We start from the raw sequence: 25,632 nt of genomic DNA, 5'->3' as shown, positions 1-25,632 counted from the left end.
CCGCGGAAGGCGGAACATCCTGCTGGGCCGCGCACCCGCCTGCACCCGCAGGCATCGGCAACGCGGTCGAGGGCCGGGGTCAGGGCTGCCTTTTCGCATCGGCGAATGCTGATCTGCAAAATGGAAGACGTGACCCCGTGGTGCTCTGAGCACGAGTTCCTCGCCCGTCATCGTCCCCCTCTTGAGCGAGACCGCGCCGGGAGTTCGCCCCGGCGGGCGAGTAGCTTTTCTGCTGGTGCAGAAAAGTCACCAAAAGAGCACCTGAACACCAGCTTCAGCTTATTCGGGCCTGCTGCTCCTTCTCCGCGGGACTCGCGCGGTGAGCGCCGAGGACGTGATGGCGCCAGGACTTCTCGCCAGGCTCCGACTCGCGGGGTCTGCCTGCGTAGCTTCCGATTCAATCGAGCCATTCACGTCGTTCCGCCGATGGCGGAACATCCTGCTGAGCGCAGGCGCGCGCCTGCACGGGTTGGCTTCGGCATTGCGATGGAGCATCGCTCCCGCGAGATGCCGCGGATGCCGGCCTTCGCCCGCATGACATAGGCATCCGAGGCCAGGCCGGTCTTTTTGCATCGGCAGGTGTCGGTCTTCAAAATGGGAGTCCTGACGCCGGCCATGGTAGCGAGGCACCCCCTGGCCGTCCGAGCGCTCAGCGTTGACCTGATGGTCGGTGGTTTGACGCCGAAGGCCGTCACCGAAGCCTGCACGCACAAGCTCATCCATCTGATCGGTGCCGACCTTGGACCGGAAGACGGTTCGGCGCGGGAAGCGGGCGGCTGACAAACGGTACGGCCGGGGGCAGGTTCGCAAATCCGCTTAGCCAAGTACGTCGCCGCAGATTAGCGAACCTGACCCCGTATTGCGCGACGTTCGCCCCCTCCGTCGCGCGGGAGTGAGACGCTCCATCGCAGTGCCGATGCCAACCCGTGCAGGCGTGCCCGCCTGCGCCAAGCAGGATGTTCCGCCATCGGCGGGACGACCTGAATGGCTCAATTGAATCGGAAGCTACCGCAGGCAGACCCCGCGAGTCGGAGCCTGGCGAGAAGTCCTGGCGTGGTCAAGTCCTCGGCGTTCGACGCGCGAGTCCCGCGGAGAAGGAGCAGCAGAGCCGTATAAGCCGAAGCTGGTGTTCAAGGTGCTCTTTTGGTGACTTTTCTGCACCAGCAGAAAAGTTACTCGCCCGCCGGGGCGAATTCCCGGCGCGGCATCGCGCACGAGGGGAACGGTGGCGCGCGCAGCCGGCTCAGCATGTTTGGGCGGTGTGCGCCCACGGAGTCGCTGAGCGTTTAGGGTCAAGTCTGCCATTTTGCATCGGCAAGCACCGAGCTGCGAGATCCGAGATCTGAACCCAGCGGCCGACTGCGAAATGGGAGACCCGACCCCATCGATCGAAGATTTGCCCCGCCTTGCTGGCGGCGGCCTCAGCGCTGGCTGCGCGCCTTGCGCTTGTCCACCTCGGCCAGCTGGGCCTTGAGGAGTTGCTGGAGCACGCGGGCGTTGTCCTCGCTCATGCTGAGCCAGGTGGTGGGAATCTTGCCCTCGGCGGGGTTCAGGGGCAGCACCAGCGCGTCGATCTGGGCGTTGATGAGGCCGTTGCCGTTGGACATGCCTTTGAATTTCTGGACTTCGATGTTGTACGTCTTCATGGGGTTTCTCCACGCCACGTCGAGGTGGCGGACTGGTGAGCGTAATGCAGGTCGGGCGTGCTGCCGAAGAGGCCGAGGGCCAGCGCAGCAGGATCGTTGATGGCGCGCAAGCGCAGGTAGGCCTCGCCCGCCTCGGGGTAGTGGCGGCGCAGGTAGTTGAGCCATTGCTTCAGTCGGCCGGCCTGGGCACGGGGCTCGATCTTGGCGCACACCAGCTGCCAGAACGCCGCCATCAGCGGCATGAGGGCGGCCCACGCCAGGGGCGGACGGGTGGGGTCCGCAATGGCGCGGGCGAGGCCGGGGTACGCGACCATGCCGCGGCCGAGCATCAGGTCGTCGCAGCCCGATTCCCGGCGGCAGGCCTCGGCGTCGGCGACGTTCCAGATCTCGCCGTTGGCCACCACCGGCACACGCACGGCGGCGCGGATCTCGCCGATGCAGTGCCAGCGCGCCGGTGGCCGGTAGCCATCGGCCTTGGTGCGGCCGTGAACGACCAGTTCATCGGCGCCGGCCTCCTGGATGGCCAGCGCGCATTCGATGGCGCGCGAGCTGTCGTCGATGCCGAGCCGCATCTTGGCGGACACGGGCACCGCCGACGGCACGGCACGGCGCACCGCGCCGACGATGCGGTGCAGGAGGTCGGGGTCGGCCAGCAGGGCGGCCCCGCCCCCGTGGCGATTGACCACTTTGGCGGGACAACCGAAGTTCAGGTCCACGCCCGTGGTGCCGAGTTCGCCCAGCCGTCCGGCGTTCTCGGCGAGGCACACCACGTCGGAGCCCATCAATTGCCCGCGCACCGGCACGCCGGCCGGTGTGCGCCCGCCGTTGTACAGCTCGGGCACGACGCGATAGAACACCCGCTCGGGCAGCAGGGTGCCCGTCACCCGGATGAACTCGGAGACGCAGCGGTCGATGCCGCCGGCGCGGGTAAGGATGTCGCGCAGCGTGAAGTCGAGCAGCCCTTCCATGGGCGCGAGCAGGATGGTCATGGGAACGTGGAGCGAAGCCCGCCATTGTCCCCGATGGCCGGGGCCCGCTTGGCCCTGGATTTGCGCGATCCCGCACGAACGGACATCATGGCGGCCCGCCAACCCACGGAGACAGACCGATGATGAAACACCTGCTGTGCGCCACTGCACTCGCCTTCGCTGCCGCATCGCCCGCCTGGGCCCAGTCCGCGACGGCGGCCTCCGCAGCCCAGGACAAGGGCGCCGTGAAGACCGCCAGCGGCCTCGTCTACCTGTCGCTCAAGGACGGCAAGGGCGCGAGTCCCGCCGCCACGGACACCGTCAAGGTCCACTACCGCGGCACCTTCCTCGACGGCAAGGAATTCGACAGCTCCTTCAAGCGCAACGAGCCCACGAGCTTTCCCCTCAACCGCGTCATTCCCTGCTGGACCGAAGGCGTGCAGCGCATGAAAGTGGGCGGCAAGGCGCGCCTCACCTGCCCGCCCTCCATCGCCTATGGTGAGCGTGGCGCAGGCGGCGTGATTCCCCCCAACGCGACCTTGCAGTTCGAGATCGAACTGCTGGAAGTGGCGGGCCGCTGAGCTGCTGAAGCACCTTGCCCGATGCGGCGGGCCGCAGCCCGCCGCCGGGTGACACGCGCGCCATCGCGATAATCCGCGCGTGAGTTCCCTGCTCCCTTCCCCGGGCCGCCCGCGCGGCGCCCGCCTCTTCGCGCGGCTGGCGCTCGGCTTCCTGACAGCCGCGTGCGTCGGGCTGCTCTGCGCGGCCATTGCCGCCGCCTTCCTCTACCGACGGCAGCCGGACCTCACCGAGCTGACCGACTACCGGCCCAAGCAGCCGCTGCGCGTCTACACGCGCGACGGCATCGAGATCGGCCAGTTCGGCGCCGAACGGCGCTACCTGATGCCCATCAGCCAGATCCCTCGTGAACTGCAGGAGGCCGTGCTGGCCGTCGAGGACAAGCGCTTTCGCGATCACTTCGGCGTCGACGCGCGCGGCGTGGTGCGCGCGGTGCTCACCAACCTGTGGCAATCGCGTCGCAGCCAGGGCGGCTCGACCATCACGCAGCAGGTGGCACGGACGTTCTACCTCTCGTCGCGCAAGACCTACATCCGCAAGCTGAGCGAGATGCTGCTCGCGGTCAAGATCGAGCGCCAGCTGAGCAAGGACCAGGTGCTCGAGCTGTACATGAATCAGATCTTCCTGGGCCATCGCGCCTACGGCTTCGAGGCCGCGTCGCAGACCTACTTCGGCAAGACGCTGACGGCGCTGTCCCTCGCCGAGCACGCGATGCTCGCCGGCCTGCCGCAGAACCCCATCCACGCCAACCCCATCACCAACTTCAACCGCGCGCGCCAGCGGCAGCTCCAGGTGATCGAACGCATGCGTACGGCCGGCCTCATCACCGACGAGGCGGCGCTTGCAGCGCGAGAGGAGCCGCTGCACATCCGCTCCGGTCGTGATGTGGGACTGCACGCCGAGCACGCCGCCGAGATGGTGCGACAGATCGTCTTCGATCGATACGGCGAGAGCGCCTACACCCTGGGCCTGCAGGTGACGACCACCTTGCAGTCCGGCGACCAGCATGCCGCGCGTCGGGCCCTGCGGCGCGGGTTGCTCGCCTACGACGCGCGCCAGCCCTATCGCGGCCCGGAAGACCACGAGGAGCTGCCTGACGACATGGCCCCGGGCGACGCCGCGGAGCTGCTCGCCGACCATGCGGACGACGACGACCTGCGCGTCGCCATCGTCACCGCTTCGAGCCCGCAGCGCGTGCAGGCCACCCTCGCCACGGGCGAGGTGGTGGAGGTGCGCGGCGACGGGCTGCGGCAGGCTCAGGCCAGCCTCGCGCCGCGCGCGCAAGGCCGCAGCGCCATCCGCCGCGGCGCCATCGTCCGCCTCCTGCGTACTCCGGGTGCCGAGGGCGCGTGGGCCATCCGCCAGTGGCCGGAGGTCGAAGGTGCCCTGGTGGCCAACGAACCCACGACCGGCCGGGTGCGCGCCCTGGTCGGCGGGTTCGACTTCGGTCGCAACCAGTTCAACCACGCGGCGAACGCTTGGCGGCAGCCGGGCTCGAGCTTCAAGCCCTTTCTGGTGTCGGCAGCGCTGGAGCAGCGCGTGATGCCCGCCACGCTGCTGAACGACGCGCCGCTGTCACTGCCCGGCGGCACCGGGTCACCGGACTGGGACCCTCAGAACGCCGACGGTCGGTTCGACGGTCCCCTGACCTTGCGCCAGGCTCTCGCGCGCTCCCGCAACATCGCGACCATCCGGCTCGTGCAGATGATCGGCCCGGCAGCGGCGCGCGAGTGGACGTCCCGCTTCGGGTTCGATCCGGCCCAGCACCCGGCCGACCTCACCCTCGCCCTGGGCGCCGGCCAGACGACGCCCCTGCAACTGGCGGGCGCCTATGGCGTGCTCGCCAACGGCGGGCACCGAGTGCCGGCGCGCCTCATCGAGCGCATCGTCGATGCCCGCGGGCAGGTGCTGTTCGAGGCCGGGCCGGTGGAACGGGACGACAGCGAGCGCGCCATCCCGGCGCGCAACGCCTTCGTCACCAACAGCGTGCTCAACGAAGTGATGCGAACGGGCACCGGCGCGCGTGCGCAGACGGTGCTCAAGCGGCAGGACCTGTACGGCAAGACCGGCACCACCAACGACGCGGTCGACGCCTGGTTCGCCGGGTTCCACCCGAGCCTCGCAGCCGTGGTGTGGATCGGGCACGACCGGCCGCGCAGCCTGGGTGCGCGCGAGTCCGGCGGCGCGCTGTCCCTGCCGGTGTGGATCGAGTTCATGGAGCACGCCTTGCAGGGCGTGCCGGTCGACACGCCGCGCGCGCCGGACGACGTCATCGCCAAGGACGGCGACTGGGTGTACATCGAATGGGCCTTCGGCGGTGCACATGCCGGCATCGGGTTCGACGAACCGACCGTCGTGCCAAGCGTCGCGCCCGTGTCTCCACCCGCGGCGTCCGCCCCTGCGGCCGACAGTGTGCCGGGGGCGCCGCCCGCGGGCCCGATGGCCTTCGATTGAAATCGACTCGCCGCGTCGTCGCCCCTGCGGTATGCTGGTTCCGTGAACGCCACCCCCCTCGCCTTCATCCGGGCCTGCGCCCGACGATCCGCTCGACGTCGACGTTGAGCGGTTTCGTCCTGCCCGGGCGCTGACACGGATCAGCGTTCATCCCCAAGGCCACGAAACCTCTCGTGGCCTTTTGCATTCTGGCGTGAAGCCCTCCGGCAACGCCGGCCCCGAGCGGTCCTCCTCGTGGCCTTCGTCCTCTCCCTCACCCAAGGAAACGAAGGCAATGACTCTTGCATCCCCGCACACGTCCGGCCTGCCCGGCGCCGCGACATCCAACGGGCCGTCCGCAGCCTCCCGCCCGGCGATCGACGCCCTGATGACCGTCACTCACCGACCCTCGCCGGTCTTCACCCGTGGCCGCGGCAGCTGGCTGTGGGACGGCGAGGGCCGCCGCTACCTCGACCTGGTCCAGGGTTGGGCCGTGAACACCCTCGGCCATGCCGCGCCACCCGTGGTCGAGGCACTGGCGCGCCAGGCCGCCGAACTGATGCACGTCGGGCCGGGCTTTCACAACGCCCCGGCCATCGCGCTCGCCTCGCGCCTCACGGGGCTGTGCGGGCTGGACCGCTGCTTCTTCACGAACAGCGGCGCCGAGGCCAACGAAGGCGCCATCAAGCTCGCCCGCAAGTTCGGCCAGCTGCACCGCGGCGGCGCCTACGAGATCATCACCTTCGCTGACAGCTTCCATGGCCGGACCCTGGCCACCATGAGCGCCAGCGGCAAGCCCGGCTTCGACACCTTGTTCGCGCCCCAGGTGCCCGGTTTCCCCAAGGCGCGGCTGAACGACCTGGCGAGCATCGAGGTCCTCGTCTCATCACGCACGGTGGCGGTGATGCTGGAGCCGATCCAGGGCGAAGCCGGCGTCGTCGAGGCCCGCCCCGACTTCCTTCAAGCGGTGCGCCGCCTGTGCGATGACCACGGCCTGCTGCTGATCCTCGACGAGGTGCAGACGGGCGTGGGCCGCACCGGGCAGTGGTGGGGCCACGAGGCATCGGGCATCCGGCCGGACATCATGACCCTCGGCAAGGGCCTTGGCGGTGGCGCGCCCATCGGCGCGTTGCTCGCGCGTGAAGGGGTGTGCTGCTTCGCGCCGGGTGACCAGGGCGGCACGTTCAATGGCAACGCGCTCGTCTGTGCGGCGGCGCTCGCGGTGATCGATGCGGTGGCTGGCGCGGGCTTTCTCGCCGAGGTCCGTGCACGAGGCGCGCAATGGCGGGACGGCCTGGACCGCCTCGGCAGGCGCCTGGGCAGCGGCCCGGTGCGCGGCCGGGGCCTGTTGCTTGCCCTGGACCTGCCCCGGACGGACGCTGCCGCCCGGGCGGCGGAGGCCTTGCGCGAGCGCGGTGGCACCGGCGTGTTGGTCAATGCGGTACGGCCCCACCGGCTGCGCCTGATGCCGGCTTTGAACATCTCGCAAGAGGAGACGGCGCTCGGCATCGAGGCGATCACCGAAGCGGTCATGGTCGCGGCAGGCGGCGGGTGACGTTGTCCTGACCCTGGACGGGTGCCCGCCATTGGCAGGGCAAGGTGCCCGCCAGCAGCGCCCGTCAGCCGCCCCGTTGCGCCACCAGCGCGGCCATGGCCCGGGCTTGCGGATCCGCCTCGGATTGCAGGCCCGCCACCACGCCGGCGCGGTCGGCGGCGGGGCGGTTCTGGCTGACCTTCCACTTGCCGGTCAAGCGGGTGAGCGGAATCTCGATGCCGACGATCTGGGTCAGCAAGGTGTCGGTGAAGTCGGCCGGCGCATCGTCGAGGTGCCACGGCGCGGCACGGCCGCCTTCGTGACGGTCCGTCAGGGCGGCGAGGATGCCGCGCAAGGCGGTCGGCTCCTCGATGACGCAGGGCAGGCCGCGCGCCTGCACGACGGCGTAGTTCCACGTGGGCACCACCTTGCCGTGCACGGCCTTGCTCGCGTACCAGGCAGGCGACACATAGGCCTGCGGCCCCTGGAACACGACCAGCGATTCGACCTCGCGCGAGAACGCCTGCCACACCGGGTTGGCGCGGGCCACATGCCCGACCAGGGTGCCGTACTCGCCGCGCGTCGTGTCGAGCAGGAAGGGCACCGGGTTCGCCAGCAGCTCGCCCTCCGCCAGCGTGACCCACTGCCCGAGGGGCTGTTCGCGGATCAGGTCCTGGAGCATGGAGACGTCGGTGACGTCGAAGGGCTTGGGCGAGTACATGGAGCGATTTTCACATGGGGCTGCGGTCGCGCGACCTGTGCTTCATGTCCCGAGCGGGCGCTCGACGTCGGTCTCGGACCGGTGCTGAACGAGATCTGGCCGGCGCCGGGACGTGCCGTCATGCGAGCGCGCATCGAGGAGGTCAACATGGGGATGGTATTCCTGAGGCGATGAACTACGGTCAGGGTTCAACTCCTTCGGAGGCTCCCATGCCCACCCGTTCCCGAATCCCGGCCGGCATCTGCCTGGCCTTCGCCCTGGCAAGCCTTTCTGCGCAGGCGGCCCTGCCCCGATACGAGCTGTTCGACCTGGGCGCACTGCTCGGTCCGGACGTGTCGACGGCCTCGCAGATCAACGACCTGGGGCAGGTGATCGGAATGCGGGGTTCGAGCTCGGCGTTCCTCTACACGCCCGGGTCGGGGGTCGAGGATGTGGCCTCCCTTATCGGTGTGGCGGCGGGCACGCCGGTCAGCGCGTACGGCATCAACAACCTGGGGCACCTGACGGGCCACCTGGGTGAGACCGGTTTCGTCTACCGTGGTGCCGGCTCGGTCGAGTACCTGCCGGCGGGCAAGTTCGGCCCCAATCGCATCAACGATGCCGGCGTGTTCATCGGTTCGGGCTACGACGGCTCCAGCGGCTATTCGTACAAGTTCACCCCTGGAACCGGCTTCGAGGAACTGCCGCTCTATGACATCGTGCACGACCTCAATCAAAGTGGCCAGGTGGCCGGCTACGTGCTCGATTCCACCGACGCTGGCGGCACGGAACGCGCCGCTCGCCATGACGCCGGGGGCATCGACCTGCTCGGCACATTGGGTGGCGACTACAGCCGCTCGAGTGCCATCAACGCCGCCGGCGACGTCGTCGGTTACGCTGCCTCGGCGGCGAACCAGCAGACCGCTTTTTTGTACACCGACGCCGCCGGCATGGTGGCACTGGACACCTTCGGCCTGACCGGGACGGACGGACGCAGCGAAGCAACTGCCATCAACGATGCGGGCCTGATCGGCGGCGTCTTCAGGTCAGCCTTCGAGGGTGACCCGCGCGCCTTCCTGACGGACGGCAACTCGGCCGCCGTCGATCTCAACACCTTGTTGGATCCTTCCGCCGCCGGATGGGTCCTGCACGAGGTCACCGACATCAACAACGCCGGGCAGATCGTCGGCTATGGCCGGTTCAACGGCTTGGCGCGCGCCTTCATCCTGAATGCGGTCGCGGCCCCCGTGCCGGAGCCCGAGACCTGGGTCACGATGATGCTGGGCGTTGCACTGCTCGGTGTCCGTCGCCGAGCCGGGCGTCACCGTCCGGGCCGGCCGGCGCCGTGAGCGATCCGGCGCGTGGCCGGGACACCGGCAAGGCCGGCGCCGCCGGCCGGCCGCAGGGTCACTGCCGGTAGATGCCGCAGGCGATGGCCAGGTCGCCCGCACGCTCGACGTACGAGGACTTCAGCTTGTCCTCGTTCGTGATCGGGTGGGCCCACTTGTAGTCGACCCAGCCCTGACCACCGGTCTTGGCGAGCTTGGCCATCTCGCGCACGAAGAACTTGCCGTCGCTGTCGACACTGGCGTTGCCGAGGCCGAGCACGCGCGGGTTGTTGCCGTGGGCCACGAAGGTGGAGTCCTCGACGCCGACGGCGAACAGGTACAGGTCACGGTCGACGAAGCGGCCCTTGCCCAGCTTGTTGATCTCGGCGACCAGCGCGTCGCGGCCGTGCTCGCGGTAGAACGCCATGCCGGCCTTGACCATGGCCTCGGCCTCTTCGGCACTGCCGTACTCACGCGTGCCGAGGTTGAAGGTGGACACGCTGCGCAGCAGCGACACCGCATATTCGTTGAGCGTGGCCGTGCTCTGCCCGGCCACCTTGACGAGTTCGGCGTTCTTCTGGGTGGCGCCGTCGATGTTGGCGATCGCCACGTTCACCGATTCGATGCCTTGCGACTGGCTCTGGCTCGCGCCGCTGATGTTCTTCATCAGGTCCGTCACCACGGTGACCGACTCGACGATCTCGCTCATCGTGCGGCCGGCGTCCCCGACGAGCTGGCTGCCCTCCTCCACCCGCTGTACCGAGTCGCCGATCAGGGACTTGATCTCCTTGGCGGCGTCCGCCGAGCGCTGGGCCAGCATGCGCACTTCCGATGCCACGACCGCGAAACCCCGGCCCTGCTCGCCGGCCCGCGCCGCTTCGACGGCGGCATTGAGCGCGAGGATGTTCGTCTGGAAGGCGATGGCATCGATGACGCCGATGATGTCGTGGATCTTGCGCGAACTCGCCTGGATCGAGCCCATGGTCTCGACCACCTGGCTCACCACCTGGCCGCCGCGCAACGCCTGCTCGGTGGCGGTGGCCACCCGTGCGTTGGCCCGCTGCGCGTCCTCGGCGTTCTGGCGCACGGCCAAGGTGAGCTGGGCCATGGAGTCGGCCGTCTGACGCAGCGACACGGACTGCTCGGTGGTGCGGGTGGACAGCGCGGTGTTGTCACGGCTGATGAAGGACGAGGTGCTGGCCAGCGTCGTGGTGCCGGCGCGCACGTCGGTGACGACCTGGAACAGGCGTTCGCCGAGCGTCTGCAGGGCCTGGTCGAGGCCCGCCCATTCGCCGCCCCCGTGCTGGTCCTTGCGCGCCGCGGTGGCGGTCAGGTCGCCGGCGGCCATGCGCTGCGCCACCGCCGTCGCCTGGCTGAGCGGGGCGAAGATGGCGCGCTGCAGCCACCACGCGGTCAGCGCCGCCAGCGCCAGGCCGGCGGCCCCACCCGACATCACGGCGGCACGCGCGCCGCCCGACACGGAGAAGGCGGCCACGCCGGTGATGCCGAGCATCACGGCAGCCAGCACGCCAAAGGACAGCAGCAGTCGCGAACGGAGGGAGAGTGAGGTCAGTGACATGGCAGGCGGTTCGGCGCGGACGTCATACGAAAGCTCCCTGGCCCGGCCGCACGGGGCGCCGGGAAGTTGTTTCGTGATGTGTCGGCAGCCGACCGCCGAACTTGAGCCGTGGGCCGGTGGACGCGAGGCGTTGTGCGGCTTTTGTCACCAGGCCGGCCGCGCAAGCGTGCCGGCGGCGGCCTTGCCGGGGCTCAGGCCGACTTGCCGAACAGCTTGCGGCCGAGCGTCACCGCGCCCAGCACCACCGCGCCGGCCAGCACGCCCACCGCTGCGTTGGCCGCGGCCTCGGCCAGGGCACCGGTGAAGCCACCCATGCCGGCCACCATGCCTTCGACGGCGTGGTGCAGCATCGGCACCCCGTGCACCAGGATGCCCCCGCCCACGAGGAACATGGCTGCCGTGCCGGCGATGGACAGACCCTTCATGAGGTAAGGCGCGGTCGCCAGGATGGCCGCGCCAATGCCCCGGGCCACGGCCGACGTCTTGCGACGCAGCAGCAAACCCAGGTCGTCGAGCTTGACGATGCCGCCGACGAGCCCGTACACGCCGACCGTCATGGCGGCGGCGATGCCGGCCAGGACCACCACCTGCGTGATGAAGTCCTTGTCGGAGACGGTTCCGAGCGTGATGGCGACGATCTCGGCGGACAGGATGAAGTCGGTGCGCACCGCGCCCTTGATCTTTTCCTTCTCGAAGGCGACGAGGTCCAGCGAGGGGTCGGCCACGGCATGGGCCAGCTTCTCGTGATGGTCGTCGTCCTCGTCTTTGCTGTGCAGGAACTTGTGTGCCAGCTTCTCGAAGCCCTCGTAGCAGAGGAAGGCCCCGCCCACCATCAGCAGGGGCACCACGGCCCAGGGGATGAAGGCGCTGATGGCCAGGGCCGCCGGTACGAGGATGAGCTTGTTGAGGGCCGAGCCCTTGAAGACGGCCCACACCACCGGCAGCTCGCGTTCGGCACTGACCCCCGACACCTGCTGGGCATTGAGTGCCAGGTCGTCGCCCAGCACGCCCGCCGTCTTCTTCGCGGCCACCTTGGTGAGGACCGCCACGTCGTCGAGGATCGTGGCGATGTCGTCGATCAGGGCAAGCAGGCTGGCTCCGGCCATGGCATGGGCTCGTCAGGTTGGGAAGGTGCGCATCGTAGCGGATGTGCCGGCGCACCCCCATGACGCTGGGAAGGCGCGGAAGGCAGCGCCCGCCTCCGGAGGCAGGGCATCAGCCCGCGCACGGCAGTCCGGCGGTTCAGGCCACGGAGAGGAACTCGACCCAGTTGCCGTCCGGGTCCGCCACGATGCCGATGGTGACGCCCGGTCGCAACTCGCGTTCCTTGACGACCACCTTGTGCCCCGCGGCGGCCACCTGGGCCATGACCTCGGTGAGGTTGCTGATGGTGATGGTCCAGTAGCGGTAGCCGGTGGCGCCCTGGATGCCGCCCTTGGGCGCCTCCTCAGCCGTGCTCTCGGCCACGACCAGCTTGACCATGCTCTCGCCGCACATGAGCTGGTGCATCACGCCGCTGCCGCCCGGCATGGGCATCTCGCGAAGGTACTGCAGGCCCAGCACGTCACGGTAGAAGGCCAGCATGGCGGGGCCGTTGGTGGTGACGATGCCGAGGTCGATCGCCTGCTTCTTGAGTTGCACGCCCATGGGAGATCCTGGTCGGGAAGTGGGAAGGCGCCCACCTTAGCAGGGCCGCGCCTCAGCGGCTGTCACCAAAGCGAACCGTCGCGCGCAGCCCGCCGAGGGGCGATTCCGAGAGAGCGACGCTGGCGTGGTGCCGGCGGGCGATGCTGTCGACGATGGCCAGGCCCAGGCCGCTGCCGCCCTCGTCGCTCGACTCGCGCCGGTAGAAGCGGTCGAAGACCCGCGAGCGCTCTTCCGGCGGAATGCCGGGGCCGTTGTCGTCCACCTGCAGGAACGGCGCGCCGTCGGCCTGCCCCACACGGACGACGACATGAGCACCGGGTGGTGAATAGCGCAGGGCGTTGTCGGCCAGGTTGCGCGCCAGCACGCCAAGTGCGGTGCGATCGCCCGTGAGCGGCACGGCCTCCTCGGCGTGCAGTTCCAGTTCAGAACCACGCGAGACGGCATACGGGACGGTGTCGACGAGCGCCTCGCGGACGACTTCGGCCAGATCGAGCCGGACGGCCGGCGCCGCCGCAGCGCTCGGTTCGCTGCGGGCCAGGGTCAGCAGCTGCTCGACGAGCCGGGTCGAGCGCTCGATGCCGGCGCCCAGCGCCGTGAGCGCGGCCTCGCGGCTCGCCTCGTCCGGGGCACGGCGCAGCAGCCGCAATTGCAGGGTCAGCGCGGTGAGGGGCGAGCGCAATTCGTGGGCGGCATCGGCCACGAAGGCGCGCTGGGCGTCGAAGGACTCGCCCAGGCGCACCAGCAGTGCGTTGAGCGCCCCCACCAGCGGCTCCACCTCATCCGGCAGCCCGCCCGTGGGCAAGGGGTCCAGCACGTGTTCGTCGCGCTGGCGCACGCCGGCCGCCACGCGCTCGAGCGGCGCGAGTGACCGGGCCACGACCCACCAGCCGAACAAGGCCAGCACAGGCGCCAGGAACAGCAGCGGCAGCACGCTGCGCAAGGCCGCGTCGGCCGCCAGGCGCTTGCGGATGAGCGCCGGTTGGGCCACCTGGATGACGCGGTCGCGGGTGGCCACGCTGAACGTGCGCCACACCTGGCCATTCACGTTCACCTCGGCCAGGCCCAGCAACGCGCGCGCCGGGAGGTTGGCATGGTCGCGGGTGGCGTAAATGCTTCGGCCGTCCACGCTCCAGATCTGCACCACGAAGTCGAGCTCGCCATCGGCCAGGGCATTGGCCTGGCTGGGCGCGATCTCGCCCTGGTCGCGCAACGAGAGCGCCATCTGCCGCAGCTGGTAGTCGAACAGCGCTTCGGTCTGCACCAGCACGTTGCGGTAGGTGACGCCCCCCAGCACCGCGGCCGCCGTGGCGAGCATGGCAAGCAGCGCCAGCAGCAGGCGCAGGCGGATGGAGTTCATGCCGAGCCGTCGCCCGGTGCCGGGCCGACGAAGTAGCCGACGCCGCGCATGTTGCCGATGAAACCCGCTCCGAGCTTGCGGCGCAGCTGGTGGATGTACACCGACACCGCGTTGCTTTCGATCTCCTCGCCCCAGCCGTAGAGGCGGTCTTCCAGCTGGGCACGCGAGAGCAACGCGCCCGGGCGCTGCATCAGGGCCTCCAGCACGGCGAACTCGCGGGCCGACAGCAGCACCGGCACGCCGTCCCGGGTGACCTGGCGAGTCGACGGATCGAGCGTCACCCCGCCGTGCGACAGCACGGGCTGGGCGCGGCCGCCGTGGCGGCGCATGACCGCCCTGAGCCGCGCGCACAGTTCGTCCAGCTCGAACGGCTTGACGAGGTAGTCGTCGGCACCTGCGTCCAGGCCCTTGACGCGGTCACCCAGCGCGTCGCGGGCGGTCAGCACGATGACCGGGGTGGTGTCCTCGCGCGAGCGCAGTTCGCGCAAGACTCCCAGGCCGCCCTCGTCGCCCGAGTCCTTCGGCCCGCCCGGCGGCAGTCCAAGGTCCAGGAGCACCGCATCGAAGCGCTCGGTGGAGAGCGTGGCCTTGGCCGCGGCCACGTCTCGCACCCAATCGACGGCGTAGCCCTCCAGGCGCAGTGCGCTGCGCAGGCTCTCGCCGATCATCCGGTCGTCTTCCACCAGCAGCAGGCGCATCGAGGTTTCGTTTCGGAACAGGACCGAAAAGCATAACGCGGCTGCGGCGGCCGAGGCGAGGTATCGTCGGAGCTCGCGTCCCGACCTCCGACATGCCCTCGATGCCCCAAGCCCTGCGCAACACGCTGCTGTCGTTCCGCGATCTCCTCGCGACCGCCGGTCCCTTCGTCGTGCTCGCCGTCGCCCTCCTCGGCGTGGCCTACTGGTTGCTGGACCCGAACCCCCCACGGCAGGTGGTGCTCGCCACCGGCACCGACCAGGGCGCCTACGCCGAGTTCGGTCGCCGCTACGCCGACCTTTTGAAGGCCCACGGCATCACCGTCACCCTTCGCTCCACGCAGGGAGCCGCCGAGAACCTCGACCTGCTGCGCGACCCCGACTCCGGCGTCGACTTCGCCTTCGTCCAGGGCGGTGCCGACGTCGAGCGTGCCCCGGACGACGACATCGACCGCGACCTGGTCTCGCTCGGCAGCCTGTTCTATGAGCCGGTGTGGCTCTTCTACCGGGAGGATTCGGCGCGCCGCCTGCTGCCGGCTCCGGCGAAGCCGGGCCCCCGCAAGGCACCCGGGTCGTCACCGGCCGGCGCTTCCGGCGCACCGGAGGATGGCATCCGCAGCCTGTCGGCACTGCAAGGCTGGAAGCTCAACATCGGCGCGCCCGGCAGTGGCGTGCCCAACCTGATGGGCCGCCTGATCGAGGCCAACCGCATCGACCCGGCAGGGCTCACCCTGTTGCAGAAGCCGCAGACACCCGCCGTGGTGGACTTCCTCGAGGGCGAGATCGATGCCATCGTGTTCGCCTCCGCCCCCGAGTCGGTGATGGTGCAGATGCTGCTGCAGACGCCCGGCATCCGGCTCTTCGACGTGCTGCATGCCGACGCCTACTCGCGCCGGTTCCCCTTCCTGACGCCGGTGACGCTGCCCCGTGGCGTGGTGGACCTCGCGCGTGACCTGCCGCCGGCGGACGTGCGCCTGATCGCCCCGACGGCCACCCTCGTGACGCGCGAAGGCACGCATCCGGCGCTCATCCAGCTGTTCATGCAAGCCACCCACACGGTGCACGGCGGCGCAGGGTGGTTCCAGCGCAAGGGCGACTTCCCGAGCGCCCGCGGGGCCGAGCGGCCGCTGGCCGACGAGGCCGAGCGCTACTACCGCAACGGCCCGCCCTTCCTGCAGCGCTACCTGCCGTTCTGGCTGGCCAACCTGATCGACCGCATGTGGGTGGTGATGGTCTCGATCATCGCCATCCTCATCCCGTTGTCACGCGTGGTGCCCCCGCTTTATGAGTTCCGCATCCGCTCGCGGGTGTTCCGCTGGTACGGGCAGCTGCGCATCCTGGAGAACGCCGCGGGCCGCCGGCCCGTGGACGAACTGACGCGCGAGCTCGATGAGATCGAGCACAAGGTCGAGCACGTCAGCGTGCCGCTCAGCTATGCCGACGAGCTGTACTCGCTGCGCGCCCACATCGACATGGTGCGGCGCAAGCTGACGGGACTCCCTCCCGCCGCCGCGGATTGACGGCCGGCCACTAGAATTTCCGTACCCCAGAACGGCCTGCTCCCATGGACCAACGCACCTCCCCCATCCGGCTGCGCGTGCAGCGCGTTCGCGACGCGCTCGCGCGGCTCGGCCTCGACGCGGTGCTGGTGCCGTCAGCCGACCCGCATTTGTCCGAATACCTGCCTGAACGCTGGCAGGGCCGTGAGTGGCTGTCGGGCTTCACCGGCTCCATGGGCACGCTCGTGGTGACCACCGAACGGGCGGCGCTCTTCGCCGACAGCCGCTACTGGGTGCAGGCCGAGGCCGAACTGGCCGGGACGGACATCGAACTGGTGCGCATCCCCACCGGCGCGGCCTCGCACCACATCGACTGGATCGTCGCCAACGTGCCGCGCGGTGGCGCCCTGGCCGTGGACGGTCACGTGCTCGGGCTGGCCGCGTCGCACGCGCTGCGCGACGCCCTCGCCCACGCCGGCATCGCCTTTCGCACCGACGTCGACGTTCTCGACAGCGCCTGGCCCGACCGGCCCGGGCTGCCGGATGCCCCCGTCTACGAGCATCAGCCGCCCTTTGCCACGCAGGCACGTGCCGCCCGGCTGCAGCAGGTCCGGGACGCCTTCGCCGCCCACGGCGCCACCCACCACTTCGTCTCCACCGTGGACGACGTGGCATGGATCCTCAACCTGCGGGGTGCGGACGTCGACTACAACCCGGTGTTCCTTGCCCACCTGCTCATCGACCAGAACGCGGCCACGCTGTTCGTGGCCGAGGGCAAGGTGCCCGCGGCCCTGGCCGACGCACTGCGTGCCGACGGCGTGGCCCTCGGCCCCTACGCCGAGGCGGGTCCCGCGCTGGCGGCCCTGCCCGCCGGTGCCGCGCTGCTGGTGGACCCTCGACGGGTGACCCTGGGCCTGCGTGAGCATGTCGGGGCGGCCGTGCGCGTGGTGGAGGCCATCAACCCGAGCACCCTCCTCAAGAGCCGCAAGTCTGCCGCCGAGGCGGCCCATGTGCGCCACGCCATGGCGGAGGACGGCGCCGCCATGTGCGAGTTCTATGCCTGGTTCGAGCAGGCACTGGCCGACCCGGCGCGCAAGGAGCCCATCACCGAGATCACCATCGACGAACGCCTGACGGCCGCGCGCGCCCGGCGGCCCGGCTTCGTGGGACTGAGCTTCCCGACCATCGCCGGCTTCAACGCCAACGGTGCGATGCCGCACTATCGCGCCACGGCCGCCTCGCACGCCACCCTCGAGGGGCACGGCCTGCTGCTGATCGACTCGGGCGCTCAGTACCTGGGGGGCACCACCGACATCACCCGGGTGTGGCCCATCGGCACGGTGACCGCCGACCAGCGGCGGGACTACACCCTGGTGCTCAAGGGCACGATGGCCCTGAGCCGCACGCGCTTCCCGCGTGGCACGCTCTCGCCCATGCTGGACGCCATCGCCCGCGCACCGCTGTGGGTGCACGGCCTGGACTACGGCCATGGCACCGGGCACGGCGTGGGCTACTTCCTCAATGTGCACGAGGGACCGCAGAGCATCTCCAAGGCGGTACCCGACGCGAACATGGCGATGCAGCCCGGCATGATCACGAGCATCGAGCCCGGGCTGTACCGGCCCGGCCAGTGGGGCATCCGCATCGAGAACCTGGTGCTCAACGTGCCGTGCCCGACGCCCGAGGTGAGCAGCGAATTCGGCGAGTTCCTGGAGTTCGAGACGCTGACCCTGTGCCCCATCGACACGCGCTGCATCGAGCCGTCGTTGTTGCGGCCCGACGAGGTGGCATGGCTCAACGGGTATCACGCCACCGTGCGGGAGCGGCTGTCACCGCTCGTCAGCGGCGACGCGCTGGCCTGGCTCCTGCAGCGCACCGAGGCGATCTGACCGCGGACGCGGGTGGTCGGCCTGCCCCCTGAACTGACGCAGCCCCGCGAGCGAGGCACCTACCGGCGGCTCTTCTTCGCAGCGGACGCGTAGCCGCTCCCGCCGATGTGCAGGTCTTCCCGCTTTTCGGTGGTGTAGAGGAAGAGCTGGTGCTCGACGGTGCCGTTGTCACGCTCCAGCGAAAGGCGCCAGCCGTCGATGCGATAGCGGCCCGTGTACGCCGACCCGTCGTTGCGGGAAGTCTGCGAGCCGGCGGTGACGGTGCCGCCCTCGCCGCCTGCACCCGGGCCCTGCGTCCCCGAACTCGTGCCCCAGCTGCCCTTGCCGCTGTGCCCGCCGGCCGAGCCACCGGTGTAGCCGTTGCCGGCCTGCACCACGCCCGTGCCGTGCGTGGTATGGGACAACTCCTCGAAGCGGCCGTCCGCGCCGAACACCAGGCTGTTGGTGCTCGCCCATCCGCCCAGGCCGCCGAAGCTGCCGTACGACGAATGGGTGAACGTGCCGTTCAGGCGCTCGTCCCGACGGCCGGGCACGGCGGGCCAGGCCTTGAGCGTCTTCCACTCCGAGGAGGCGTCACGCCGCACCTGGTACTTGCCGCCGTCCCGGCGCCACTGCACCCAGCGGTCCGGTTGAAGGCGCCGTGAGGCGGCAGCGTCGAAGTCCTCGGGCGGTATCGCGAGACCGGTGTAGGCCGCGCCGTCATTGAGCAGCAGGTAGACCGTCTCGGAATACTGCAGACCGGTGACCTGATAGCGCTGGTCCCAGCTGAAGAGCACGGTGTCGTAGTCGCCCGGCTTGAGGCCTTTGCCCGGGACGGTGCGGATGGCGCGTTCAATGGCCGCGCGGGCTTCCTTGCGTGAGGCCTCGGCGAGCGCTCGATCGCTGGGCCGGGCCTTGGCGGGCGTGGTCGTCTGCGCGGGTGGTGCGGTGGCAGCAGGGGTTCCACCAGCGCCGGTGGCCTCCGCTCGCCAGCGTTCCGTCTCGCGCTTCATGGCGACGGAGAAGCCCTCCTTGCGGCGCTCGAGCGCCGATTCCTCGCCCGCCGCCAGGATGCGCAGCACCCGCGCCGACCCGTTCCGGACCGGCAGCATCACGAAGCTCGCATTCACCGCACCGCTGCGGCACTGCTGGCGCACGCTGCCCGATTCAACCTGCGCCGCCTCGCAGCGCAGAGGGCCATCGAGGTCCTGGGTGGCCGCAGCCTTGGCACGCTCGAAGGCCTGCGCTGCCGACGCATCGCCGACTTGAACGGCGGCCGGCGCCAGCAGTGAGAAGACATGCCCGGCCGGCAGACCCACGGCCTCGTACAGCGTTCCACCAGCCGCCGGACGGGCGCGCCAGCCGTCGGGCAGGTCGGCGGCCGGCGCCGACACCCACGCGGCCAGCGCTGCCAGGAGGAACAGCGTCGAACGAAGCTCGGGCAGGCGCATGGGGACTCCAGGAAGACGGCAATCAACGATGCCCGCAGCCTACACAGCGTTCGCGTCTCCGCGCACTTCCCGTCAGCTGCAAGTTAGGGATGGCGCTTGCATCAGACGCCAACGGCGGCCAGTGTCAAAGGCAGCATGCCGCTGCCGGAAGGAGGGAGCATGGCTCCAACACCGATCCGCCGACTGGTGCCGGCCCGCCACGTCGTCCCGCTGCTTCTGCTGCTCGTCGGTCTCGGGGCGCCTGGTGCTGCCGCCGCGTTGACCTTCAGCGGCACGTTCTGGGGCATGACGCAAGGTGCTTCGGTCATCCCCACGAATCCGGAGACACCGTGGCCGATCGAGTTCTTCATCGACGCGCCGGTGCAGGGCAGCTTCCGGGTCGACATTCCCGACGCGGTGCTGGCCGAGGCGTCGCTCGACACCTTCACACTCTTCGGCCCCGGACGCTCGCACATCGACTTCGACGTGCGGGGTGCGCGATTCTCTTTCGACGCCGGAGCGGGTGCGCCGGCCTACGGCATCTTCATGGCCGAAAGCGACGGCACCCGAGCGACCTTCTGGAGCGACTTCCGCCCGCGCTTCGACGGGGCCATCTTCTCGTTCTACGGCGCGCCGGGCGCGCTACTGGGCGGCGACCGACCCGACAGCCTGCAAATCGGTCCGGACACGGTCGAACGAATGGAGGCCTCGTTCGCCGACCCGTACGCGTCGTACGCGGTCAATATCCGCGTCGATGGATTCCGTTTCGACCCGGTGGCGGCGCCGGTTCCCGAACCGGGGGCCGGCTTGGCCTTGTTGGTCGGGCTCGGGCTGCTCCGGCTTCACCACAGGCGCGCGCTTCGTACCGCCTCGCGCAGTGTCGCGAGCTGAACGCCGACCGTCACGTCGATGTCGTTGCCATAGCCGCCGCCCATGGTCAGCACCGTGGGGATGCGGCGCTGGCGCGTGACGGCGAAGACCCGGCGATCGCGTTCGGCCATGCCCGCGCTGCTGAGCTTGAGTCGGCCCAGCCGGTCGCCTTCGTGTGCGTCAGCACCGGCCAGGTAGAACACCAGCCCGGGAGGGGTGTGTCCATGCCGGGCCCACAGCTGCGTCAGCGCCTCGTCGAGCGCCTCGAGGTACGGGCCGTCGGTGCAGCCATCGGGCAATGATACATCGAGGTCGCCCGGCTCCTTGCGGAACGGAAAGTTCTTCTCGCCATGGATCGACAGGGTGAAGACGGTCGGGTCGTCGCGAAAGATGACGGCCGTGCCGTTGCCTTGGTGCACATCCAGGTCGATGACGGCGACGCGCAGCAACTGGCGGTGGTGCCGGTGCCACTCTGCCTGCATGAGCCGCGCCGACACCGCGATGTCGTTGAAGACACAGTAGCCGCCGCCCTGATCCGACGATGCATGGTGGGTGCCGCCGGCGAGGTTGGCGGCCACGCCTTGCGAGAGCGCGGCGCGGGCCGCCGAGATGGTCGCGCCCACCGAACGGCGAGACCGCTCGACCATCTCGGGAGACCAGGGAAAGCCGATCTCGCGCTGGCGGGCGGCGCTCAGCCGCCCTTCGGCGACGTCGCCGACATAGTCGGGGCTGTGCGCGAGGGCCAGCTCGCCGTCGGTGGCCGCGGGCGCCACCATGAGTTCGATGCCCGGCACCTCGGCCTCCACCCGCTCACGAAGCCGACGGTATTTTTCCTGGGGAAACCGGTGTCCTGGCGGAAGCGGCAGACGGAACTGATCGGTGTGAAAGGCCAGCATCGCGTGATTCTGCCGCCGAAGCGCGACAATCACCGGACCATGGAGCCTCTTCCCAACGCCCCGGCCGGCCACGGCCTCGCGGCAGGCGACGCCGCCGCGCCGGCGCGCGCCGACTGGGTCATCGACCAGGGGTACGACGCCTACACCGAGGCCGAACATGCCACCTGGCGCACCCTCTTCGAGCGCCAGCGCAAGTTGCTGCCAGGCCGGGCGTGCGACGAGTTCGTGCGCGGCATGCAGGACCTGCCGATCGCGCCCGACCGCATCCCCGACTTCCGGGCGCTGAGCGCGGTGCTGCGGGCCCGCACCGGCTGGGAGGTGGTCGCGGTTCCGGGCCTCGTGCCCGACGCCGTGTTCTTCGAGCACCTGGCAAACCGACGCTTCCCGGCCGGCAACTTCATTCGCCGTGCGGACCAGCTCGACTACCTCGAGGAGCCGGATGTCTTTCATGACGTCTTCGGCCACGTGCCGATGCTGATGAACCCGCAGATCGCCGACTTCCTGCAGGCCTACGGGCAAGGTGGCTTGCGCGCGCAGGGGCTCGGCACCCTGGCCCAGCTCGCACGGGTGTACTGGTACACGATCGAGTTCGGCCTGGTGCGCGAGCATGGCGGGCTGCGCCTCTATGGCGCGGGCATCGCCTCGTCGTTCACCGAGACCGTGTTCGCGCTGGAGGACGACTCCCCGAATCGCATCCGGTTCGAGCTGGAACGGGTCATGCGCACCCGCTACCGGATCGATGATTTCCAGGAGACCTACTTCGTGATCGACAGCTTCGATGCGTTGCTGGCACTGGCCCGCATCGACTTCGGCCCCTTGTACGAACGGGCGCTGGCCGCTCCCGAGCATGCGCCGGGCGACGTGCTGCCCGATGACACCGTGCTGACGCGCGGTACCGGCCGTCATGCCCGCCAACGACAACAGCCGTGACCCTTCTCATCCCCATGGACCTCACCGCCCTCGCCTTCTTCGTGCCCGCATGCTTCGCGCTGAACATGGCGCCTGGCCCGAACAACCTGCTCTCTCTCGGCAATGCCACCCGCTACGGCTTCTCCCGCGCGGTGGCGGCAGGCGTGGGCCGACTCCTTGCGTTCATGCTGATGATCATGCTCACGTCGGCCGGGCTGGCCGCGGTGCTGCACACCTCGGCGTGGCTCTTCAACGCCATCAAGATCGGCGGCGCGCTCTACCTGTTCTGGTTGGCCTGGCAACTGTGGCGAGCACCGGCCGGCTCGAACGAACCCGTGTCCGAACCGGCGGCGGGGCTCGCCGGCCTGGCGCGTCAGGAGTTCCTGGTGGCGGCGGGCAATCCGAAGGCCATCCTGATCTTCACCGCCTTCCTGCCCCAGTTCATCGACCCGGCGCAACCGGTATCGGCCCAGTTCGCCGTGCTGGGCGCGCTCTTCCTCGTGCTGGAGGTCGTGGCGATCGCGGCCTACGCATGGATGGGCGTGCACCTGCGGCGCTGGTTCTCCGCCCCGCGCGGGCGGCGCATCTTCAACCGCGCGAGCGCCGGCCTGCTGGCCGGTGCGGGTGTGGGCTTGCTGCTCTCGCGCCGAGGGGCCTGAGGAGCAGGACGGCACCGCCGCCCTGCTCCGGGCATCGACCACGTCAGGCGTCGTCGCCCTTGAAGCGCCGCAGGCCCTTGAAGACCAACGGTGCAAACAGCGCGATGGCCGCCAGCGCCAGCAGGACGGCCGAGCTCGGGTGCTTGAAGAACACCAGGCTGTCACCCAGGCTGATCTGCAGGGCGCGCCGGAACTGGCCCTCGGCCATCGGACCGAGGATGAGCCCGACGATCATCGGTGCGACGGGATAGTCCCAGCAGCGCATCAGGTAGCCCATCACCCCGAACACCAGCAGCATGGCGAGTTCAACCGGCGACGGGTTGGCCGCGAGCGTGCCCATGGCGGCGAACAGCAGGATGCCCGCATAGAGCCAGGGCTGCGGAACCTTCAGCAGCTGCACCCACAGCCCGACCAGCGGCAGGTTGAGCACCAGCAGCATCAGGTTGCCGATGAAGAAGCTGGCGATCAGGCCCCACACCAGGTCGGCGTTGGTGATGAACAGCAAGGGGCCCGGTACCAGGCCGTACTGCTGGAACCCGGCCAGCAGCATCGCGGCCGTGGCCGACGTCGGCAAGCCCAGGGCCAGCAACGGCACCAGGGTGCCGGTCGCCGCCGCGTTGTTGGCCGCCTCCGGCCCCGCCACGCCTTCGATCGCGCCCTTGCCGAACTGGTCCGGCTTGCGGGCCAGGCGTCGTTCGATGGTGTACGACAGCAGCGTCGGCACTTCGGCGCCGCCCGCCGGCAAGGCGCCGATCGGGAAACCGAGGCCGAAGCCGCGCAGCCAGGGCTTCCACGAACGCTTCCAGTCGTCGAGCGTCATCCACAAGGACCCGCGCACGGCCTCGATCTGCTCCCGCACGCCGGTGAAGCGCGAAGCGGTGTGCAGCGTCTCGCCGATGGCGAACAGGCCGACCGCCAGGGTGGTGATCGACACGCCGTCGAGGAGCGAGGGCATGCCGAACGCCAGACGGGACTGCCCCGTCAGCTTGTCGATGCCGATCAGACCCAGAGCGAGCCCCAGCACGAGGCTCGTCGTGCCGCGCAGGACCGACGAACCGAACGTGGCCGAGACCGTGACGAAGGCGAGCACCATCAGCGCGAAGTAGTCCCAGGGGCCGAACTGCACCGCGAGGTCGACGAGCCAGGGGGCGAGCGCGGCGAGGCCGAGGGTGGCCAGGGTACCGGCGAAGAAGGAGCCGATGGCGGCCGTGGCGAGCGCCGGCCCGCCCCGGCCGGCACGTGCCATGCGGTGGCCTTCGATGGCGGTCGCGATGGAGGCCGCCTCCCCCGGCGTGTTGAGCAGGATGGCCGTGGTGGAACTGCCGTACATGCCGCCGAAGTAGATGCCGGCGAACATGATGATCGACCCGGTGGGATCGAGCTTGAAGGTCAGCGGCAGCAGCAGCGCCACCGTGAGCGAGGGGCTGATGCCCGGCAGGATGCCGACCAACGTGCCGAGCAGCACGCCGATGCCGGCGAAGAGCAGGTTGCCGGGCTGGATGGCGACACCCAGGCCTTGCAGGAGCAGCGAAAAGACTTCCATCGGATGCTCCCGTCAGGCGCCGAGCAGCAGGCGCTCGACCGGGCCGCTCGGCAAGGACAGCGACAGGCCCTTGGTGAAGAAGGCGAACACCGCCACCGCCAGCGCGAGCGCGATCAGCGGCAGCTTGATGCGGATGCGCTCGCCGAAAGCGGCCGCCGTCGCGACGAAGAGCCCGGCCGAGCCGAGCACGAACCCGCCGCCGACCACCAGGCAGACGATCATGCCGACGAGTCCGCCCAGCACCCAGGCCAGCGCCGCACGGTTGGGCCGCTCGCCGGGCGCTGCGAGCCGTACCGACCGCTGGCGCCAGGCGCTGACGAAGTGCGCCACGCCGAGGATCGCCAGCAATGCGGCGACGAGCCGCATGGCAGCCGTCGGCCCGACGCCGAGCGCCGCCGGCGGCGGCAGCCGGCCGGCGTCCACCAGCAGCGCTGCGGCCAGTGCAAAGAGGAATGCGCCCACGCCCGCCAGCACGCGCGGCGGCGGGCCGCCCACGGCGTCGTCGCTCACTTGACCAACCCGATGGTGGTCAGCACTTCCTTGACCCGCCCCTGGTCGGCCTTCAGGAAGGCCGCGAACTCATCGGCGCCGAGGTAGGCATCGTCCCAGCCACGGGCCTTGAGCACCTTGGCCCATTCGGGCGACTTCAGCGCCGTCTCCACCGCCTTGGACAGCGCAGCCTTCTGGGCCGGGGTGATGCCGGGGCCGGCGACGATGCCGCGCCAGTTCACCAGTTCGACGTCGAGGCCCTGCTCCTTCAGCGTGGGAACGTCGACGCCGGTCATGCGCTTGCCCGTGGACACAGCCAGGGCGCGCAGCTTGCCGGCCTTGATCTGGCTTTCGAACTCGTTGTAGCCGGAGACGCCTGCCGTGACGCGGCCACCGAGCATCTCGGCAAGCGCTTCACCGCCGCCCGAGAACGGCACGTAGTTGAGCTTGGCGGCGTCCCCGCCCGCTGCCTTGGCCACGAGGCCGGCAAGGATGTGGTCGGCGCCACCGGCCGAGCCGCCGGCCCAGACGACGCGGGAGGTATCGGCCTTGAGCGCGGTGGCCAGGTCCTTCAGGGTCTTGTGCGGCGAATTCGCCGGCACGACGATCACCAGCGGGTCACCGGTCAGGCGGGCGATCGGGGTCACGGCGTCCAGGCCGACGGGCGACTTGTTGGTGAGCACGGCGCCCACCATGGTGATGCCCATGGTGAGCAGCTGCTGGCCATCACCGCGCGCCGTGTTGACGAACTGCGCCAGGCCGACGGTGCCACCCGCACCCGGCACATTGACGACCTGCACGTTGCGGGCCGCACCGGTGGCGGTCAGCACCTGCTGCAACGAGCGCGAGGCGGTGTCCCAACCGCCGCCCGGCCCGGCCGGGGCCACGATCTTCAGGTCGAGCGGGGCCTGGGCGAAGGCAGGCGCCGCCAACAGGGCCGACAGCACCAGGGCCGCGGAGAACGAACGTCGATCGGAAGCAAAGCGAAGTCGGGTCATGACGA

The 25,632-nt window shown here is 69.9% G+C and carries 24 protein-coding genes; 10 read left to right on the top strand and 14 right to left on the bottom strand.

Annotated elements, in window-relative coordinates:
• Window positions 1-410 precede the first annotated feature (410 nt).
• Window positions 411-593: a hypothetical protein gene (locus tag ACSQ2F_RS05295; RefSeq protein WP_436020508.1), complete on the bottom strand. Its 183-nt coding sequence runs from the start codon at window positions 591-593 to the stop codon at window positions 411-413.
• Window position 594: 1 nt separating this feature from the next.
• On the opposite strand from ACSQ2F_RS05295, the gene ACSQ2F_RS05290 reads away from it, so the two are divergent.
• On the top strand, window positions 595-780 hold the full coding sequence (locus ACSQ2F_RS05290; protein WP_436020506.1) for a hypothetical protein: 186 nt from the start codon (window positions 595-597) through the stop codon (window positions 778-780).
• Window positions 781-1,421: 641 nt separating this feature from the next.
• On the opposite strand, the gene ACSQ2F_RS05285 is transcribed toward ACSQ2F_RS05290, so the two are convergent.
• Both ACSQ2F_RS05285 and ACSQ2F_RS05280 read right to left on the bottom strand, forming a co-directional pair.
• The gene (locus ACSQ2F_RS05285; RefSeq protein ID WP_436020504.1) at window positions 1,422-1,646 is read right to left on the bottom strand and encodes a hypothetical protein; all 225 of its coding nucleotides are present in this window, start codon (window positions 1,644-1,646) and stop codon (window positions 1,422-1,424) included.
• A complete protein-coding gene (locus ACSQ2F_RS05280) occupies window positions 1,643-2,635 on the bottom strand; it encodes a tRNA-dihydrouridine synthase (protein WP_436020502.1) in 993 nt (330 codons plus the stop codon). Before ACSQ2F_RS05280 ends, ACSQ2F_RS05285 begins: the two co-directional genes overlap by 4 nt.
• Window positions 2,636-2,757: 122 nt before the next feature.
• Between ACSQ2F_RS05280 and ACSQ2F_RS05275 the strand changes: the two genes are divergently transcribed.
• The 3 genes from ACSQ2F_RS05275 (at window position 2,758) to ACSQ2F_RS05265 (ending at window position 7,181) form a co-directional block, all read left to right on the top strand.
• Window positions 2,758-3,195 (top strand): FKBP-type peptidyl-prolyl cis-trans isomerase, encoded by a 438-nt coding sequence (locus ACSQ2F_RS05275; protein WP_436026740.1) that lies wholly within the window; start codon window positions 2,758-2,760, stop codon window positions 3,193-3,195.
• Window positions 3,196-3,274: 79 nt separating this feature from the next.
• Window positions 3,275-5,647, top strand: coding sequence for a penicillin-binding protein 1A (locus ACSQ2F_RS05270; RefSeq protein WP_436020500.1), 2,373 nt, complete (start codon window positions 3,275-3,277; stop codon window positions 5,645-5,647).
• Between the two features lie 367 nt (window positions 5,648-6,014).
• The gene (locus tag ACSQ2F_RS05265; RefSeq protein WP_436026738.1) at window positions 6,015-7,181 is read left to right on the top strand and encodes an aminotransferase class III-fold pyridoxal phosphate-dependent enzyme; all 1,167 of its coding nucleotides are present in this window, start codon (window positions 6,015-6,017) and stop codon (window positions 7,179-7,181) included.
• Window positions 7,182-7,245: 64 nt separating this feature from the next.
• On the opposite strand, the gene ACSQ2F_RS05260 is transcribed toward ACSQ2F_RS05265, so the two are convergent.
• Complete coding sequence (locus ACSQ2F_RS05260; protein ID WP_436020498.1) at window positions 7,246-7,881, bottom strand: FMN-binding negative transcriptional regulator; 636 nt, start codon at window positions 7,879-7,881, stop codon at window positions 7,246-7,248.
• A 209-nt stretch (window positions 7,882-8,090) separates the two neighbouring features.
• Here ACSQ2F_RS05260 and ACSQ2F_RS05255 point away from each other — a divergent pair, with 209 nt between their 5' ends.
• Window positions 8,091-9,209, top strand: a complete 1,119-nt coding sequence (locus ACSQ2F_RS05255; protein WP_436020496.1) for a PEP-CTERM sorting domain-containing protein — start codon at window positions 8,091-8,093, stop codon at window positions 9,207-9,209.
• 58 nt (window positions 9,210-9,267) lie between these two features.
• Here the strand turns inward: ACSQ2F_RS05255 and ACSQ2F_RS05250 are convergent, their stop codons facing one another.
• The 5 genes from ACSQ2F_RS05250 to ACSQ2F_RS05230 form a co-directional block, all read right to left on the bottom strand.
• Window positions 9,268-10,767: a methyl-accepting chemotaxis protein gene (locus ACSQ2F_RS05250; protein WP_436020494.1), complete on the bottom strand. Its 1,500-nt coding sequence runs from the start codon at window positions 10,765-10,767 to the stop codon at window positions 9,268-9,270.
• 191 nt (window positions 10,768-10,958) lie between these two features.
• A complete protein-coding gene (locus ACSQ2F_RS05245; protein ID WP_436020492.1) occupies window positions 10,959-11,873 on the bottom strand; it encodes a DUF808 domain-containing protein in 915 nt (304 codons plus the stop codon).
• Window positions 11,874-12,009: 136 nt separating this feature from the next.
• Complete coding sequence (locus tag ACSQ2F_RS05240) at window positions 12,010-12,414, bottom strand: VOC family protein (protein WP_436020490.1); 405 nt, start codon at window positions 12,412-12,414, stop codon at window positions 12,010-12,012.
• Between the two features lie 52 nt (window positions 12,415-12,466).
• A complete protein-coding gene (locus ACSQ2F_RS05235) occupies window positions 12,467-13,771 on the bottom strand; it encodes an ATP-binding protein (RefSeq protein ID WP_436020488.1) in 1,305 nt (434 codons plus the stop codon).
• Complete coding sequence (locus tag ACSQ2F_RS05230; RefSeq protein ID WP_436020486.1) at window positions 13,768-14,469, bottom strand: response regulator; 702 nt, start codon at window positions 14,467-14,469, stop codon at window positions 13,768-13,770. The genes ACSQ2F_RS05235 and ACSQ2F_RS05230 overlap by 4 nt, the downstream gene beginning before the upstream one ends.
• 101 nt (window positions 14,470-14,570) lie before the next feature.
• On the opposite strand from ACSQ2F_RS05230, the gene ACSQ2F_RS05225 reads away from it, so the two are divergent.
• On the top strand, window positions 14,571-15,986 hold the full coding sequence (locus tag ACSQ2F_RS05225; RefSeq protein ID WP_436026736.1) for a TAXI family TRAP transporter solute-binding subunit: 1,416 nt from the start codon (window positions 14,571-14,573) through the stop codon (window positions 15,984-15,986).
• A 44-nt stretch (window positions 15,987-16,030) separates the two neighbouring features.
• The gene (locus ACSQ2F_RS05220; RefSeq protein WP_436020484.1) at window positions 16,031-17,854 is read left to right on the top strand and encodes an aminopeptidase P family protein; all 1,824 of its coding nucleotides are present in this window, start codon (window positions 16,031-16,033) and stop codon (window positions 17,852-17,854) included.
• Between the two features lie 59 nt (window positions 17,855-17,913).
• Here ACSQ2F_RS05220 and ACSQ2F_RS05215 read toward each other — a convergent pair whose 3' ends face one another.
• Complete coding sequence (locus ACSQ2F_RS05215; RefSeq protein ID WP_436020482.1) at window positions 17,914-19,284, bottom strand: hypothetical protein; 1,371 nt, start codon at window positions 19,282-19,284, stop codon at window positions 17,914-17,916.
• Between the two features lie 159 nt (window positions 19,285-19,443).
• Here ACSQ2F_RS05215 and ACSQ2F_RS05210 point away from each other — a divergent pair, with 159 nt between their 5' ends.
• On the top strand, window positions 19,444-20,154 hold the full coding sequence (locus tag ACSQ2F_RS05210) for a hypothetical protein (RefSeq protein WP_436020480.1): 711 nt from the start codon (window positions 19,444-19,446) through the stop codon (window positions 20,152-20,154).
• Here the strand turns inward: ACSQ2F_RS05210 and ACSQ2F_RS05205 are convergent.
• Entirely contained in the window at window positions 20,106-21,029 is a 924-nt protein-coding gene (locus ACSQ2F_RS05205) for a histone deacetylase family protein (RefSeq protein ID WP_436020478.1), read from the bottom strand. The two genes, ACSQ2F_RS05210 and ACSQ2F_RS05205, sit on opposite strands and share 49 nt — an antisense overlap.
• A gap of 39 nt (window positions 21,030-21,068) precedes the next feature.
• On the opposite strand from ACSQ2F_RS05205, the gene phhA reads away from it, so the two are divergent.
• Together phhA and ACSQ2F_RS05195 are read left to right on the top strand one after the other, a co-directional pair.
• Window positions 21,069-21,959, top strand: coding sequence for a phenylalanine 4-monooxygenase (phhA, locus tag ACSQ2F_RS05200; RefSeq protein WP_436020476.1), 891 nt, complete (start codon window positions 21,069-21,071; stop codon window positions 21,957-21,959).
• A gap of 14 nt (window positions 21,960-21,973) precedes the next feature.
• The gene (locus ACSQ2F_RS05195) at window positions 21,974-22,597 is read left to right on the top strand and encodes a LysE family translocator (protein WP_436026734.1); all 624 of its coding nucleotides are present in this window, start codon (window positions 21,974-21,976) and stop codon (window positions 22,595-22,597) included.
• 43 nt (window positions 22,598-22,640) lie between these two features.
• On the opposite strand, the gene ACSQ2F_RS05190 is transcribed toward ACSQ2F_RS05195, so the two are convergent.
• From ACSQ2F_RS05190 to ACSQ2F_RS05180, 3 genes are read right to left on the bottom strand one after another with little or no spacing between them, the layout of a single operon-like run.
• The gene (locus ACSQ2F_RS05190) at window positions 22,641-24,140 is read right to left on the bottom strand and encodes a tripartite tricarboxylate transporter permease (RefSeq protein WP_436020474.1); all 1,500 of its coding nucleotides are present in this window, start codon (window positions 24,138-24,140) and stop codon (window positions 22,641-22,643) included.
• A 12-nt stretch (window positions 24,141-24,152) separates the two neighbouring features.
• A complete protein-coding gene (locus tag ACSQ2F_RS05185; protein WP_436020472.1) occupies window positions 24,153-24,650 on the bottom strand; it encodes a tripartite tricarboxylate transporter TctB family protein in 498 nt (165 codons plus the stop codon).
• On the bottom strand, window positions 24,647-25,627 hold the full coding sequence (locus ACSQ2F_RS05180; protein WP_436020470.1) for a Bug family tripartite tricarboxylate transporter substrate binding protein: 981 nt from the start codon (window positions 25,625-25,627) through the stop codon (window positions 24,647-24,649). The genes ACSQ2F_RS05185 and ACSQ2F_RS05180 overlap by 4 nt, the downstream gene beginning before the upstream one ends.
• Window positions 25,628-25,632 lie beyond the last annotated feature (5 nt).

It is taken from the genome of Rhizobacter sp. LjRoot28 (genome assembly GCF_964253025.1).
In the GTDB taxonomy this organism is placed as follows: domain Bacteria; phylum Pseudomonadota; class Gammaproteobacteria; order Burkholderiales; family Burkholderiaceae_C; genus Rhizobacter.
The sequence above is the reverse complement of the archived record's forward strand: the minus strand, read 5'-3'. Positions and strand labels throughout refer to the sequence as shown.